This window comes from Vibrio pomeroyi, from assembly GCA_041879425.1.
GTDB lineage: Bacteria > Pseudomonadota > Gammaproteobacteria > Enterobacterales > Vibrionaceae > Vibrio > Vibrio pomeroyi_A.
This window is the reverse complement of the sequence record CP090854.1, coordinates 597,881-612,953: the sequence shown is the minus strand read 5'-3', so window position 1 is coordinate 612,953 and position 15,073 is coordinate 597,881. Positions and strand designations below refer to the sequence as shown.

At 44.8% G+C, this 15,073-nt stretch carries 13 protein-coding genes; 8 read left to right on the top strand and 5 right to left on the bottom strand.

Translation table 11 applies throughout. The features are described from left to right. Nucleotides 1-158: 158 nt before the first annotated feature. The 3 genes from ettA to L0992_02755 all read left to right on the top strand — a co-directional run bounded on the left by ettA (nucleotide 159) and on the right by L0992_02755 (nucleotide 3,346). Nucleotides 159-1,826 carry an energy-dependent translational throttle protein EttA gene (gene ettA / locus L0992_02765; protein XGB67650.1) on the top strand — a complete coding sequence of 556 codons (1,668 nt, stop codon included), beginning with the start codon at nucleotides 159-161 and terminating at the stop codon, nucleotides 1,824-1,826. Between the two features lie 90 nt (nucleotides 1,827-1,916). Continuing rightward, complete coding sequence (locus L0992_02760; protein XGB67649.1) at nucleotides 1,917-2,285, top strand: PilZ domain-containing protein; 369 nt, start codon at nucleotides 1,917-1,919, stop codon at nucleotides 2,283-2,285. Nucleotides 2,286-2,335: 50 nt separating this feature from the next. Then, nucleotides 2,336-3,346, top strand: coding sequence for a M23 family metallopeptidase (locus L0992_02755; protein ID XGB67648.1), 1,011 nt, complete (start codon nucleotides 2,336-2,338; stop codon nucleotides 3,344-3,346). Nucleotides 3,347-3,482: 136 nt separating this feature from the next. On the opposite strand, the gene tyrA is transcribed toward L0992_02755, so the two are convergent. From tyrA to L0992_02735, 4 genes are all read right to left on the bottom strand, one after another. After that, entirely contained in the window at nucleotides 3,483-4,610 is a 1,128-nt protein-coding gene (tyrA, locus tag L0992_02750) for a bifunctional chorismate mutase/prephenate dehydrogenase (GenBank protein ID XGB67647.1), read from the bottom strand. 101 nt (nucleotides 4,611-4,711) lie between these two features. Beyond that, a complete protein-coding gene (locus tag L0992_02745) occupies nucleotides 4,712-5,785 on the bottom strand; it encodes a 3-deoxy-7-phosphoheptulonate synthase (GenBank protein ID XGB67646.1) in 1,074 nt (357 codons plus the stop codon). Between the two features lie 246 nt (nucleotides 5,786-6,031). Further along, nucleotides 6,032-7,021, bottom strand: a complete 990-nt coding sequence (gene nagZ, locus L0992_02740) for a beta-N-acetylhexosaminidase (protein XGB67645.1) — start codon at nucleotides 7,019-7,021, stop codon at nucleotides 6,032-6,034. An 11-nt stretch (nucleotides 7,022-7,032) separates the two neighbouring features. Next, nucleotides 7,033-7,902 (bottom strand): MurR/RpiR family transcriptional regulator, encoded by an 870-nt coding sequence (locus L0992_02735; GenBank protein ID XGB67644.1) that lies wholly within the window; start codon nucleotides 7,900-7,902, stop codon nucleotides 7,033-7,035. A 226-nt stretch (nucleotides 7,903-8,128) separates the two neighbouring features. On the opposite strand from L0992_02735, the gene L0992_02730 reads away from it, so the two are divergent. Genes L0992_02730 through murQ form a run of 4 tightly spaced genes read left to right on the top strand, consistent with a single transcriptional unit; the run spans nucleotide 8,129 to nucleotide 12,683 of the window. Beyond that, on the top strand, nucleotides 8,129-9,727 hold the full coding sequence (locus tag L0992_02730) for a sodium:solute symporter (GenBank protein XGB67643.1): 1,599 nt from the start codon (nucleotides 8,129-8,131) through the stop codon (nucleotides 9,725-9,727). After that, nucleotides 9,724-10,608: an ATPase gene (locus tag L0992_02725; protein ID XGB67642.1), complete on the top strand. Its 885-nt coding sequence runs from the start codon at nucleotides 9,724-9,726 to the stop codon at nucleotides 10,606-10,608. Before L0992_02730 ends, L0992_02725 begins: the two co-directional genes overlap by 4 nt. Beyond that, entirely contained in the window at nucleotides 10,605-11,717 is a 1,113-nt protein-coding gene (locus L0992_02720; GenBank protein XGB67641.1) for an anhydro-N-acetylmuramic acid kinase, read from the top strand. Before L0992_02725 ends, L0992_02720 begins: the two co-directional genes overlap by 4 nt. Before the next feature lie 45 nt (nucleotides 11,718-11,762). Beyond that, the gene (gene murQ / locus L0992_02715; GenBank protein ID XGB67640.1) at nucleotides 11,763-12,683 is read left to right on the top strand and encodes an N-acetylmuramic acid 6-phosphate etherase; all 921 of its coding nucleotides are present in this window, start codon (nucleotides 11,763-11,765) and stop codon (nucleotides 12,681-12,683) included. 142 nt (nucleotides 12,684-12,825) lie between these two features. On the opposite strand, the gene L0992_02710 is transcribed toward murQ, so the two are convergent. Next, a complete protein-coding gene (locus tag L0992_02710; protein ID XGB67639.1) occupies nucleotides 12,826-13,176 on the bottom strand; it encodes a DUF2799 domain-containing protein in 351 nt (116 codons plus the stop codon). A 354-nt stretch (nucleotides 13,177-13,530) separates the two neighbouring features. Between L0992_02710 and L0992_02705 the strand changes: the two genes are divergently transcribed. Beyond that, nucleotides 13,531-15,021: a carbon starvation protein A gene (locus L0992_02705; GenBank protein XGB67638.1), complete on the top strand. Its 1,491-nt coding sequence runs from the start codon at nucleotides 13,531-13,533 to the stop codon at nucleotides 15,019-15,021. Nucleotides 15,022-15,073: the final 52 nt, after the last annotated feature.

Sequence of the window (15,073 nt, the reverse complement as noted above, 5' to 3'; positions counted from 1 at the left end):
CGCCTCAGAAGCTCATTAAATATAGTTTTAATGACCAATGTGACAATAATAGGTAAGGATTAGTTCAAGAATGGCTTTTCTGACCTAGGAGTAACATCTTTGGGGATATTGGTATAAAATAGCAGACAATTTTGAACAATAATTAGGATCGATCGGCAATGGCTGAATACGTATATACCATGTCTCGGGTGAGCAAAACTGTTCCACCTAAGCGTCAAATTCTTAAAGACATTTCTCTTAGCTTTTTTCCTGGCGCTAAAATCGGTGTTTTGGGTCTAAATGGTTCAGGTAAATCTACCCTACTACGTATCATGGCTGGTATTGATACTGATATTGATGGTGAAGCTCGTGCACAGCAAGGCCTTAAAGTAGGTTACCTACCGCAAGAACCTGTACTAGACGAATCAAAAACGGTTCGTGAGATCGTAGAAGAAGCGGTTTCTGACGTTGCTGACGCACTGAAGCGTATCGATGCAGTTTACGCTGCTTACGCAGAACCAGATGCAGACTTCGATGCTCTTGCTAAAGAACAAGGCGAACTAGAAGCGCTGATTCAAGCAAAAGACGGTCACAACCTAGAAACAGCTCTAGAGCGTGCTGCTGACGCACTTCGTCTTCCTGAGTGGGATGCGAAGATTGAATTCCTATCAGGTGGTGAGCGTCGTCGTGTTGCTATCTGTCGTCTACTTCTTGAAAAGCCAGACATGCTACTTCTTGATGAACCAACCAACCACTTGGATGCTGAATCAGTAGCATGGCTTGAGCACTTCCTAGTTGATTACAGTGGTACTGTTGTGGCAATTACCCACGACCGTTACTTCCTAGACAACGCAGCAGGCTGGATTCTAGAACTTGACCGTGGTGAAGGTATCCCATGGGAAGGTAACTACACATCTTGGCTAGAGCAAAAAGACGAGCGTCTTAAGCAAGAAAAAGCGGGCGAAAGCGCACGTCAAAAGACTATCGAGAAAGAACTTGAATGGGTTCGTCAAAACCCTAAAGGTCGTCAAGCTAAGTCTAAAGCTCGTATGGCTCGTTTTGAAGAACTGACTACTGGTCAATACCAAAAGCGTAACGAAACCAACGAACTGTTCATCCCGCCAGGTGAGCGTCTAGGTGACAAAGTTCTTGAAGTGAACAACCTAACTAAATCGTTTGGTGATCGCGTTCTTATCGACGACCTATCGTTCAGCATGCCTAAGGGTGCAATCGTAGGTATCGTTGGTGCTAACGGTGCAGGTAAATCAACACTATTCAAGATGCTAAGCGGCGCAGAACAGCCAGATTCAGGTACAGTTGAACTAGGCGAAACAGTTAAGCTTGCTTCTGTTGATCAGTTCCGTGACAGCATGGACGACACGAAGACAGTATTCCAAGAGATCTCTGAAGGCGCTGATATCATTAAGATCAACAACTTCGAAATCCCTGCGCGTGCATACTGTTCTCGTTTCAACTTTAAAGGCAACGACCAACAGAAGATCATCGGTGAGCTTTCTGGTGGTGAACGTAACCGTGTTCACTTGGCGAAACTGCTAAAAGCAGGCGGTAACGTACTGCTACTCGATGAACCTACCAATGACCTTGACGTTGAAACTCTACGTGCTCTTGAAGAAGCACTGCTTGAGTTCCCTGGTTGTGCAATGGTTATCTCGCATGACCGTTGGTTCCTAGACCGTATTGCGACCCATATCTTAGACTACCGTGATGAAGGTCAAGTTAACTTCTACGAAGGTAACTATACTGAGTACACTGAGTGGCTGAAGCAGACTCTGGGCGCTCAAGCGGCAGAACCGCACCGCATCAAGTACAAGCGTATATCTAAGTAAATTAGCTTGTATTCTGAACAAAGGCCGCGATAATAGCGGCCTTTGATATATCTGGCTTACTATTTACCTATTGATATAGAGATATTACCTATGGTTGAAAGACGTCAATTTTCACGAGTTATTTATCAAGTCCCGACTGAGATCTCACAAGGACAAGTAAATGTATCCGGCTCAGTGCAAGATTTGTCGCTCCATGGTTTACTCATTCAATGTGAGGAATGGCAACAACTCAGCCACGATGTGCCTGTTCACGTGAGCTTTATGCTTACAAACAGTGATATCAATATTCAGTTAGAAGCAACGATAGTCTCTACCATCAATACCTCAATGCGTTTACGCATAGAGCATTTAGATATTGATAGTATTAGCCACCTTAAGCGCCTTGTGGAGCTTAACGTTGGTGACGATAAACTGCTTTATAGAGAGATTGAACACCTTACCGACTTAGGTAGTGAGTGATATCTCCGTACCCCATTTGTCTATTAGAAGCATTTAGTTAATACAGAACCATGTCTAAAAAAATTTCCATCACTATTCCCTCTAGTCAGGGGGAACAGACGTTTTACTTCGGCCGAAAAGCCGTGCTCATGTGCACCACTGCAATTTTTTCAGTACCGTTACTGATTGGCGGTGCTACCTACATGCACTTCGAAAATCAACAAGAGCTCGCAATGCAAGCGGGTGACGCACAAGAGTTGATTGAAACCCTGATTGTTGAAAAAGAGCAAACCGAGTTTCTTTACGCTGAACAAGTTGAAACCAACCACTCTTTGTCACAAACACTGACAGAAAAAGAAGGTACGATACAGCTGCTTGGTAAGCGTGTATTTGATGTGGAATCCGTACTTGGCCTTGCCGATGAAGAACTACTTACTGATGAAGTCTCTTTAGAAGATCGCATTGATGCTGCTGCCGTCGATTCAGCGGTAAGAGCCACCATGTTCCGTTTGATTCCAAACGACAGTCCAATGGCTTATCAGCGTATCTCATCTTCTTACGGTCGCCGTACCAACCCGATCACAGGCAAACGCCACAACCATACCGGTATCGACCTGACGTGTAAGCGCGGCGAAGATATCTTAGCGCCTGCAGATGGTGTGATTGAAACGGTTCGCCCAAGTAATAAAGGCTTCGGCAACTTTATTACCATGCGCCACTCGTTTGGTTTCATGAGTTCTTACGCTCATCTACAGAAGTTCAAAGTTCGTAGCGGTCAGTTCGTGAGTAAAGGCGATGTGATTGCGAGCTGTGGTAACTCAGGTAACTCAACCGGACCACACCTGCATTATGAAGTACGCTTCCTTGGCCGTTCATTGAACCCTCAATACTTGATGGACTGGACACCTGAGAACTTCAACTACGTGTTTGAGAAAGAGAAAAAGGTTAAGTGGGGTCCGCTGGTTCAATTGATAGATAATGTAGTTCGCTTGCAGATCAACCTGACAAACGTGCCTTACATCAGTTCGACCATCGACACCGTATCAAGCGAAGATACTAAAAAGCCTATCGCGACTAACTAGTTATTAGGAACAGTTGGTTTGGCCTATGATGATCTAATTGCTTTTAGCCTACTATAGGCCAAATGCTTTCATAGCGTTCAGCACAAACAAAAAGAGCGACCCAATGGTCGCTCTTTTTTATGATTTTAAACCGTACTTAGCCACGGTGAATCGAGTCATGTGCTTGTTTCAACAAGCTTTGGCTCTCTTGCAAGAATTGCTGCGAGTAATCACCAAACCAATCACTCACTTGGTTAAAGCTCTCAACAAACTTAGCTTTATCTTTACCATCTAAGATTTCTAACGCTTCTCCGAAACAGCTGTGGAAGCGTCGAATCATCTCAATGTTCTCGTCCGAAGACAGAATGATGTCTCCGTACAAGTTCGGGTCTTGAGCAAACAGACGACCAACCATCGCAATCTCAAGTCGGTAGATTGGCGAGCTTAGCTTCAGAAGCTGATCAATGTTTGGGTTCTCTTTACTTAGGTGTAAACCGTAAGCAAATGAGGTGAAGTGGCGCAGTGCTTGAATCAAGGTCATACCATGATCATGCTCAGCGGCATCCATCTGGCATAGGCTTGCGCCCCAAATACCAAATTGATTCAGCAGCCATTGGTAGCTTTCAGAGCCACGTCCATCACTGTAAACAATCACTTGTTTCGCTAGACTTGGAACATCAGGGCCAAACATTGGGTGTAAACCAACCACCGGGCCTTGGTGCATGTTCATCATTGCTTGCAGAGGTTTTGACTTAATCGATGTTAAATCACAAAGAATACAATCGCTTGGTAGGTTACCCAGTTTTGCAATCACACCTTCCGTTAGGTGGATTGGAACGGTAACAACCACAAGCCCTGCGTTGTCTAAGATCTCATCGGCTCTATCCCAATCTTGGCTGCCAAGGATTTTCACTTCGTAGCCAGAAAGCTTAAACATACGGCCAAACAGACCGCCAAGTTGACCATTACCACCAACGATAACCACTGAACGTAACTCTGGGTTAAGACACTTAAAACCAGAATCTTTTTCACTGGCATAAGACTCACGCATAGTACGACGCAAAATATCTTCGATTAGCTGTGGTGGAACCCCTATTTTCTCGGCCTCTTGACGACGAGATGCCAGCATTGCCGCTTCGCGCTCTGGTACATAAATAGGTAAACCATGTTCACTTTTTACTTCACCGACTTTCTCTACTAGAGCCAATCGCTGAGCAAGTAAATCCAGCATTTGTTTATCGACAGCATCGATTTGGTCGCGTAATTCGTTCAGTTCAACGGCCATTTTATTCCTTACTAATCTATAAGCCCGTACTAACCCAGCTTTCGTTAGTAACAGATCTTAAAATGCCCCATTAGATGAGGCACTTAAATTTAAAACTCTAACTAACCTTTCAAGCGGTTCTCTAAGAACGGGACTAATTCCGTATGTGCATGTTTCAATAGTGCCTCAGTTGAATCCCAATTGATACATGCGTCGGTAATAGATACGCCGTATTTCATCTCATTGAGAGGTATATCCGAAGATTGGTTTCCTTCGTTAATATGGCTCTCAATCATAAGACCGATAATCGACTTGTTGCCTTCACGGATTTGGTGAATCACATCTTCTGCAACTAGAGGTTGGCGACGGAAATCTTTGCGAGAGTTCGCGTGGCTACAGTCAACCATCAGCGCCGCTTCTAAGCCTGATTTACCAAGCTCTTGTTCACATTCGTGTACAGAAACAGAATCGTAGTTCGTTTGCTTACCGCCACGTAAAATAACGTGACCATTTGGGTTACCTTGAGTCGTAAGTAATGCAACTTGACCTTCGCGGCTGATACCCATGAAACGGTGGCTAGAAGAAGCAGCCTGCATCGCATTAATAGCTGTGCCTAGATTACCATCGGTACCGTTTTTGAAGCCGATTGGCATTGAAAGACCACTTGCCATTTCACGGTGAGTTTGTGATTCAGTCGTACGAGCGCCGATTGCAGCCCAGCTGAACGTGTCGGCTAGGTATTGCGGGCTGATTGGGTCTAGTGCTTCTGTTGCGAGTGGAATTTCCATCTCAGCAAGTTCAACCAATAACTCACGACCAACATGCAGACCATGCTCAATATCGAAAGTACCATCTAAGTGAGGGTCATTGATCAAGCCTTTCCAACCAACAGTAGTACGAGGCTTTTCAAAGTAAACACGCATTACAATATACAGTTGATCGCTCAGTTCTTCAGAAAGTGCTTTTAGGCGTTTCGCGTACTCTTTCGCAGCTTCAATGTCATGGATAGAACATGGGCCACATACAACAAGCATGCGATGATCTTTCTTATGAATGATGTTTGCGATAGTTTGACGAGACTCTTGAATGAAACGACGAGCATTATCACTCAAAGGCAGTTTTGCTTTTAACTCCTCAGGAGTAATCAGTACCTGTTCGTCGATGATATTGACATTGCTTAATTCACTTTTCTGCATAACTCAACCTGTATATTTATTTTTACACCCAACATTTCCATTTGGGCTAACAATCTTTAAAAACACAATAACAGCTACAAAAACGATTGCAAGTGTAAACAATAAAAAACATTTTGTGTAAATTTAAATTTACACCATTACTTTAACTCGTTCAGACTATCAAATAGCTCTAAACCACGCCCTACACATACAAAAAAGGCGATATTTATCATATCGCCCTATCTAAAATTATTATGTGTTTATTTATCACTCATTGCCTAGCATTCGCTTAATTTGCTCTGAAGCCTCTTTCCATCGGCTGTCTGAGTGAAGAGTCGATAAGTCAAAGCTGTGTTTTTTAAGCAATGAGTTGGCTAAAGGCACCTCTTGGATAGCTAAGTGATCGAGAGCCTCTATTTGTGCATCTCGTTTATTACACATTAACACCATGTCGCACCCTGCATTCAAAGCAGCCTTTGCTCTGTCGGCAGGACCGCCCATAATCGCAGCGCCTTCCATGGTTAAATCGTCAGAGAACACCAAGCCTTTAAATCCAAGCTGCTGCCTTAATACTTTCTGCAGCCAATACTGTGAACCGCTTGCTGGCTGATCATCATAATGAGAGAAAACCACGTGCGCAGGCATCATCGCATCTAATATTCCCGCTTCAATTTGCGCCTTAAAAATCGCCATATCAGTTTCAAAGATATCGTCTCGAGGGTCGTAAGGGGTTTCAAGGTGTGAATCAGCAATCACACCGCCATGTCCGGGAAAGTGCTTTCCAGTTGTCGCCATGCCAACCGACTTCATACCCTTAATAAAAGCGCTGCTGTGGCGGAGAATGGTATCGATATCTTCACCAAATGCTCGGCTACCAATCGCTTTACAGTCATGGCCTTTGTCTAAAACGGGCGCAAAGCTCAGATCGATATCATGGGCAATCAATTCCGCAGCCATCAACCAGCCCGCTTGTTCTGCTAATTGTTCACCATTGTTTTTGGTCGCGAACTCTTGAGCTGCAGGGATAATTGAGAAGCCGTCACGGAAGCGTTGTACTCGACCGCCCTCTTGGTCAACACCGATTAAAATAGGACGCTTAGCAACTTTACGGATCTCTTTGTTTAACGCCGATAGTTGTTTGCTATCGTGGTAGTTTCGAGCAAATAAGATGAGACCACCAACAGTTGGGTGCTCTAAAATTTCTCTGTCTTCAGCGGTCAGTTCGTAGCCTGCAACATCAACCCACAACGGTCCCATAAAATTTCCTTCTATTGCTTAAATTCCGCTACTGCAGATTTACTTTGTTCAATTAATTGGTCGGCTTGCTCTTCTTGCTGAGTTAACGCAATGAACAACAAGTCAGTAATAAAAAGCTGGCTATCACGAGCCGTAATCGATGAACTGCGAATATGGTTTTCGTCAGCTGCCGAGATAAGTTTGATATCCGCATATTTGTCTAGAGCAGAAGGTGATAACTGACTAATCACAATCACCTTTGCCTTTTTCGATCTCGCCAGCTGGGCTACCTTCACCACTTCTCTGGTTTTTCCTGAGTAGGAAATCGCAACCAATACATCACTTTCAGAAAGAGAAGCAGCGTTAGCTATCTGAATATGGGCATCTTGTTCTGCGTTAACAGCATGGCCTATTTTCATCAGCTTGTAAGCGAAGTCTTTAGCGACCAGAGACGATGCACCTACACCTGAAATCTGTACTTTATTAGCAAGATGCAGTAAATCAGCAGCATTGCTCAACTGTTCACCTTCATTTAATAACACGGTACGCTCAAGCGATTGTGTTTTACTTGCAAGAAGTTTGTCCATCACGGTATCGGGCGGATCTTTTCTGGTGATGGTGCCATGTATTCCTCGTTGGGATACAGGCTGATAGGTCATATCACTCTGATAGAGCTTCATCTTCATCTCAGAAAACCCTTTGTAACCGAGCTTCTGACTAAACTTTACGATCGTCGATTGGCTTACACCCACCGCTTTGGCCAATTCAGGAGAGGAGAACTGCTTAACTTGTTGTGGATGATCCAATACGTAACGAGCCACCAGCGAATCCGATGGAGAGAGTTTTGGTAATAACGCCTTAACTTTCGCAATGCCTTTCATTAAACGCCCTTCCCCTTCCATCTGACCACTCCTCGTTATCATAACGAGTTTTGTATTTTCATTGGAATAATTATTCCTTCACATTCTGCCGTTTGGAATAGCTCACACCACCTTCTGGGAGCATCATCAAAGAAAACCCTTGGTCACTATTCCACCAAGGAATAGATTTTGAAACTCATTATTCAAACTGTCATTCTGAAAAAATAATAATAAACACCTTCTCATCTATTCATGCTATGGAGCTGCTATGAATTCACTATTTACTTCGCTGGATTGGGCGGTATTTGCGATTTACTTCGTTGTTATCGCCTTCACAGGTTGGCATTTCAGCCGAATCAAAATCACGAGTACCAAGGACTATTTTTTAGGTGGTAACTCTATGCCAATGTGGGTGGTGGCTATCTCAGTACTCGCAACCTCACAGTCAGCAGCGACGTTTTTAGGTGGACCAGAATCGAGCTACCGTGGCGATCTCACTTACCTAGCCACTAATATTGGCGGTATTTTGGGTGCTATTTTTGTCGCTCTGATTCTGATTCCTCGCTTCTATCAAAACAAAGTTTCAACAGTATATGAGCTACTGAAAGTACGTTTTGGCGAGAAAACCAAGCAGCGTGCCGGTGTGATGTATTTAGTTGGTCGTGTGTTTGCTTCTGGTGCTCGCCTATATATGGCGGCTATCGCAGTATCTATGATTCTATTTACTAATATTAACCCAAGCAGCGTCATCACTTCCGTGGTGATTTTGGTCACCGTTGGCCTCGCTTATACCTACATGGGCGGTATTCGTTCCGTTATCTGGAGTGACTTAATCCAACTCGTTGTTTATGTCGGCGCAGCTATTGCGGTCATTATCTACTTATTAGGCCAGATCCCGGCAGATTTCAGCCAAATCGCACAAGTGCTTGCCAACCCTGGCGAAGGTCAATCTTCAAAGCTGACCTTGCTCGATTTCACTCTTGATTTAACGCCTGCAGGTACTTTCAGTTTCTGGGCTTGTATTACCGGCTTTGTACTATTGAACATTGGTGCGTTTGGTCTTGATCAAGACATGACCCAGCGAGTTCTAACCTGTAAAGATGCCAAGCAAGGATCTAAGGCGATGATCAACTCAATCATCTTCTCTATCCCTGTTGTGTTGGTTTTCATGTCGATTGGCCTACTTCTGTATGTTTTCTATCAAAGACCGGACCTAATGGGTGTCGAAGGAAAAGATGTCGTGCAGAGCTTCAATGGTGAGAACGTCACGATTTTCATGTACTACGTGCTCAATGAAATGCCGGCAGGTCTTCGAGGCTTAGTGACAGTGGGTGTGGTTGCCGCTGCGCTTTCAACACTAAACTCAGGTTTGAATTCAATGTCTTCTGTTGCGATTCAAGATATCTATAAGCCGTGGCTAGAAGCTCGTAAAGGCGAACAAGATGACTTCCATTATGTAAAAGCGGGCCGCTTCGGTATGGCCGCAGCTGCGCTGGCCTTAGGTAGCATGGGCATCTTATGTTACTACTGGCAGCAATACACCGATATGCCGTTATTGTCGTTCGCTTTGAGTGTGATGGTGTTTGCTTACACAGGGCTACTGGGGGTTTACTTCACGGCCATTTTCACCGAGCGTGGCAATGAAACATCAGTAGCGTTAGCGCTTGTGGCCGGCTTCCTAACGACGTTACTGATGCAAGCTTATGTTTGGGATAGTGTGATGGGTATGATTAATACGAATTGGGTGGGCATTCGATTGGCCTTCCCATATCAACTGTGTGCAGGCACCTTTGTCTCATTAATCGTATGCCTATCAGGTAAGAAACAGCCTCAAGAGGCAAATAAACTACAAACGGTTAGCCAATGATTACCCATACTCTAGCCGTCGATGGTGGCGGCACAAAAACCGCTATGAGACTCAAACGAATTTCACCAACGCCGAGCGTAATTAAAGAGCGTACTTTAGCCGCAACGTCATTGACCTTATACGGTGAAACAGCCATCACTCAACTGACTCATTATATTGAGGAAATGTTGAGTGTGAATCAGATTAAAGCCAAACAGTGCTATATTGTGGTTGGCGTGGCGGGTGCAGGAAATAAACATTTAAAAGCCAAGCTACAATCGGCATTAGCCCACTGCCCACACCTATATGTGACAACCGATGCTGAGGCGTCGGTATTTGGTGCTAACGCAGGGCAAGGCGTTAACTGCATTGCGATTGGCACAGGTTCAGTTGCCATTCAGTTAGATACCCAACATGTGACTCATCAGTTTGGTGGGTGGGGGTTCCCGATTGGCGATCAAGGGGGCGGCGCTTGGCTCGGATTTCGAGCAGTGCAGCAAACTCTAGCCGAATTTGATGACAAACATTCCTCTTTAACGAGCCAGTTTGTCACGAATAAAATAGGTAGCGAACGTAGTGACATTCTAAAGTGGATCAGCACTGCCAATGCGACCGATTATGCGCAATTTGCACGAGAGATCATTGATATAGAGCAGCGCTGCTCAACGGCAAGTACCATATTAAAACAAGGTATTGAAGAAATAGAGAAGCTCACACGAACATGCTCAGAAAATAACAGCTTACCGATTATGTTTTTAGGCAGCTTAGGACAATTCTTTCGCCCTAAGCTTTCTCAAGAGCTTCAAGCTCGCGCCTTAGACATTCAAGGTGATGCTCTGAATGGTGCTGAAGTTATCGCTCACCAAAAGATCCACATGCTCAATTTAGGAAATGAACAATGAAGTCAGAGTTATATATCGGCGTGATGTCCGGCACGAGTATGGACGGTGTTGATACCGCATTAGTGTCGATAGAAGATACTCGTATCACATTGCTCGCGCATGATGAATTCCCTATGCCTGATGACCTAAAAGCCCGTCTGTTTGAGGTGTGTATTGGTCAGAAAACGGATTTGATTGCTATTGGTGAACTCGACCACCAGCTTGGTCATTTATTTGCTGATGCGGTTCTGCAACTTCTCGAAAAGTCAGATACTCCTGCATCTTCTGTGGCTGCGATTGGTAACCATGGTCAAACGGTATTCCACCAGCCAACCGGTGAATCACCATTTACCATGCAGTTAGGTGATGCCAATATCATTGCAGCGAAAACAGAGATTCAAACGGTCGCCGATTTCAGACGCAAGGACATGGCACTTGGCGGGCAAGGTGCGCCATTAGTACCCGCCTTCCATCATACGATCTTTCACCCACAGGACAGCTCAGTTGTGGTGTTGAACATTGGCGGTATCTCGAACATTTCAGTGCTGCGCCCGAATCAGCCAACGCTTGGTTATGATACAGGCCCTGGCAATATGTTGATGGACGCTTGGGTAGATAAACACACTGGTGAAAAGTTTGACCGTGATGCGCAATTCGCTCTGAAAGGCCAACTAAACCAAGCTTTACTCAAACAGCTGTTAGATGAATCTTATTTATCTCTAACACCGCCGAAAAGTACCGGTAGAGAGTTATTTAACCTGCCTTGGTTAGAGAAACAATTAACAGAATTTAACGACATCTCAGCAGAAGATGTTCAGCGCACGCTTTGTGAATACACCGCATTGACGATAGCCAATGAAGTGGAGACTTATTGCTTAGGTAATCAACCTGCACTCTATGTGTGTGGCGGCGGTACGAGAAATCCATTATTGATGAAAAGGTTGGTTGAACTGCTTCCGAGTTGGGAAGTTGATTCTACGACCAGTAAAGGCGTGGATGCAGACTACATGGAAGCCATGGCCTTTGCATGGCTTGCTCAACGTCATATTCATCAACTGCCAAGTAATTTACCCGAAGTGACTGGCGCAAGCAGGGCTGCCTCTCTAGGCGTTCTCTATCGTGCTGACTGAACAATGTTAGAACCATCATTTTAGAATCACCATTTAAGGATCATTATGAGTAACGACGCTCTTATATCAGCGCTCTCGCACCTCGTTTCGGAGGGGAGAAACCCTGATACTATGGATATTGATCTACTCACCTCTCTCGAAGTGGTTGAAAAGATTAACCAACAAGACAAACAAGTACCACTCGCTATCGAGGCCGAGCTTCCACAGATAGCTCAAGCCGTTGATAGGATCGCTCACGCCTTCCAAAACGGCGGTCGACTGATTTATATGGGTGCAGGTACCAGTGGTCGATTAGGTGTGTTAGACGCATCAGAATGCCCACCGACTTTCGGTGTTTCAGACAAAATGGTTATCGGCCTAATCGCTGGCGGGCCAGAAGCCATTTTAAAAGCTAAAGAAGGCGCAGAAGATTCGCTGACTCTTGGTATTGAAGATCTGAAAGCAATTCAGTTTTCAGAAAACGATGTTGTGGTCGGTATCGCAGCAAGTGGCCGTACACCTTACGTGATTGGTGCACTTAACTACGCTAATCAAATCGGCGCAGTGACCGTAGCGCTCTCTTGTAACCCTGACTCTCCAATTGCCGAGATCGCGCAGATTGCAATTAGCCCTGTGGTTGGCCCAGAAGCATTAACGGGATCAACACGTTTGAAATCAGGTACGGCACAAAAGCTGGTACTTAATATGCTGACGACTGCAAGTATGATTCGCATTGGTAAGAGCTACCAGAACCTGATGGTCGACGTAAAAGCGACTAATGAAAAGTTGGTTGCCCGCGCCGCTCGTATCGTGATTCAAGCGACTGAGTGTGATAAAGCACTGGCCGTGTCGACGCTAAAAACCACCAACTATGACGTGAAGCTCGCTATTTTGATGATTCTAACCGGGCTTGATTTCGAAGCGGCCAAGGCTCAGCTTGATCAACAAAATGGCTTTCTGCGAAAAGCGGTTGAGAATAATCAGTAAAATGTCGGATTAGTCTTCGATACAGATGAAAGCTTGATACAAAAAACCAGTACATATGAGGTACTGGTTTTTTATTTAGCTAGATGTTTTTTAGTTAGCGAGTTTTTACTTAAACGAGATAACGAATTAACCGTAAGCCGGATTAATAGTCGTTCGAGAACTCATCCCAGCCACGCTGCCATTCCATACGGAAACGTTGAGCGTCTTCCGTACCAGAACATACACCTTCATACACCTGACCAGACAAGCCAATCTGATAAGCATGGTTAGGGTTACAGTATTCAGTCACTCCTGAGTGATAACCTTCTGTGTAACTTGCTTGGTCAACAGCGCCAAGCGCAGTCATCTCTTGATAAGAACGCTGAGTGTGGCCTTTAATACCATCACGGTAACCAATCTCTTTCCAGTTACCTTCTGCCGCTAAATCTTGAATATTGGCGCTGCATCCTGCAAGGCTAAATGCCACGGCGAATAGTGCGATTATTTTTTTCATTTCAATCCTTTATATTATTACTTCACCACTTTCTGACGAAGCGCTGCCTTTGTGGTGATTCTCCGCTGAACGCCTGTCGATGTCCACTTATTGTCTAATGTTCGCCACTTTAAGTTCATTCCGACCACTCAGAATCAGTAGTCGCCGTTAAGCCAACTCAAACAACCTCTCTATAGAGCTAATAGGCCTCTCGATATAAATATCCGCCACTCAGCACAGTGAACAAACCACTCAACCAGTTATAACACCGTTAAATTGGCTATTCGACCACTCACTCTTGTAACGGAAGTTTCTTCTCATCGACTCCTTTAATATACACCCTGACTTAATTAATACATTCAGGGATAACAAATTATGATGTGGTTTCTTACCTGTGTTGCAGCACTCATTGGTGGCTACTTTATTTACGGTACCTTTATCGAAAAGATTTTCGGTATCAATGAAAAGCGCCAAACACCCGCTCACACTAAGCAAGATGGCGTGGACTACGTTCCAATGTCGACACCAAAGGTTTACCTAGTTCAGCTGCTTAACATCGCTGGTGTAGGTCCAATCTTCGGCCCTATCATGGGTGCCCTTTACGGCCCAGCAGCAATGCTTTGGATCGTGCTAGGTTGTATCTTCGCAGGTGCAGTACACGACTACTTCTCAGGTATGTTATCTATCCGTAATGGCGGTGCTTCAGTTCCAACCATCACTGGACGTTACCTAGGCAATGGCGCAAAACACTTTATGAACATCTTTGCCATTGTTCTACTGCTTCTTGTTGGTGTGGTATTCGTATCTGCTCCTGCAGGCATGATCACGAACCTAGTAAACGACCAAACTGATTTCGCGATGTCTGCAACGACGATGGTTGTTATCATCTTTGCTTACTACATCATCGCAACGATTGTCCCTGTCGATAAAATCATTGGTCGCTTCTACCCACTGTTCGGTGCACTGCTTATCTTTATGTCTGTTGGCCTAATCACTGCGATTGGCCTATCTGACGAGCACCAAATCATGGGTGGCTTTGAAATGAGCGACATGTTCACCAACATGAACCCGAATGACCTACCACTTTGGCCTGCTCTATTCATCACAATTGCATGTGGTGCTATATCTGGCTTCCACGCAACTCAGTCTCCTTTGATGGCGCGTTGTATGGAAAACGAGAAGAACGGTCGCTTCGTATTCTACGGTGCAATGATTGGTGAAGGCATCATCGCTCTAATCTGGTGTGCTCTTGCTCTATCTTTCTTCGGTTCAGTTGAGTCACTGTCTGACGCGATTGCAAACGGCGGCCCGGGTAACGTGGTATACAGCGCTTCATTTGGTCTACTGGGTGTATTTGGCGGTATCCTTGCTTTCCTTGGCGTGGTTATCCTACCAATCACTTCTGGTGACACAGCGTTCCGTTCAAGCCGTCTTATCCTTGCTGAATACTTCAACATGGAACAGAAAACACTGCGTAACCGTCTACTAATGGCGTTACCACTGTTCGTTATCGGTGGCATCCTGACTCAAGTTGATTTCGGTATCATCTGGCGCTACTTCGGTTTTGCTAACCAATCAACAGCAGTAATGATGTTGTGGACAGCTTCAGCTTACCTACTTCGTCACAACAAACTGCACTGGGTAACAACAGTTCCAGCTATCTTCATGACGTCTGTGTGTATCACATTCATCCTGAACAACAGCCAACTGGGCTTCGGTCTACCAATGCAAATCTCGACCATCATTGGTGTGATGAGTGCACTAGGTGTTGCAGCTTACGTTATCAAAATTTCAAAAGGCAAAGGCGATATCGACCTTGCTGATGAAGAAGAGAAAGAAGCAAAGGGCGTCACCAAAACAGCCTAGTTCTTTAAGGCTCTTGGGAACAAGAGACCAATCTTCATAGAAAGAGACAAAA

What these genes read in the sequence shown, in the direction of transcription:
- L0992_02760 (XGB67649.1), top strand. Translation starts at nt 1,917, where the DNA reads ATGGTTGAAAGACGTCAATTTTCACGAGTTATTTATCAAGTCCCGACT.
- ettA (XGB67650.1), top strand. Translation starts at nt 159, where the DNA reads ATGGCTGAATACGTATATACCATGTCTCGGGTGAGCAAAACTGTTCCA.
- murQ (XGB67640.1), top strand. Translation starts at nt 11,763, where the DNA reads ATGAGTAACGACGCTCTTATATCAGCGCTCTCGCACCTCGTTTCGGAG.
- tyrA (XGB67647.1), bottom strand. Translation starts at nt 4,610, where the DNA reads ATGGCCGTTGAACTGAACGAATTACGCGACCAAATCGATGCTGTCGAT.
- L0992_02725 (XGB67642.1), top strand. Translation starts at nt 9,724, where the DNA reads ATGATTACCCATACTCTAGCCGTCGATGGTGGCGGCACAAAAACCGCT.
- nagZ (XGB67645.1), bottom strand. Translation starts at nt 7,021, where the DNA reads ATGGGACCGTTGTGGGTTGATGTTGCAGGCTACGAACTGACCGCTGAA.
- L0992_02745 (XGB67646.1), bottom strand. Translation starts at nt 5,785, where the DNA reads ATGCAGAAAAGTGAATTAAGCAATGTCAATATCATCGACGAACAGGTA.
- L0992_02735 (XGB67644.1), bottom strand. Translation starts at nt 7,902, where the DNA reads ATGGAAGGGGAAGGGCGTTTAATGAAAGGCATTGCGAAAGTTAAGGCG.
- L0992_02730 (XGB67643.1), top strand. Translation starts at nt 8,129, where the DNA reads ATGAATTCACTATTTACTTCGCTGGATTGGGCGGTATTTGCGATTTAC.
- L0992_02705 (XGB67638.1), top strand. Translation starts at nt 13,531, where the DNA reads ATGATGTGGTTTCTTACCTGTGTTGCAGCACTCATTGGTGGCTACTTT.
- L0992_02720 (XGB67641.1), top strand. Translation starts at nt 10,605, where the DNA reads ATGAAGTCAGAGTTATATATCGGCGTGATGTCCGGCACGAGTATGGAC.
- L0992_02755 (XGB67648.1), top strand. Translation starts at nt 2,336, where the DNA reads ATGTCTAAAAAAATTTCCATCACTATTCCCTCTAGTCAGGGGGAACAG.
- L0992_02710 (XGB67639.1), bottom strand. Translation starts at nt 13,176, where the DNA reads ATGAAAAAAATAATCGCACTATTCGCCGTGGCATTTAGCCTTGCAGGA.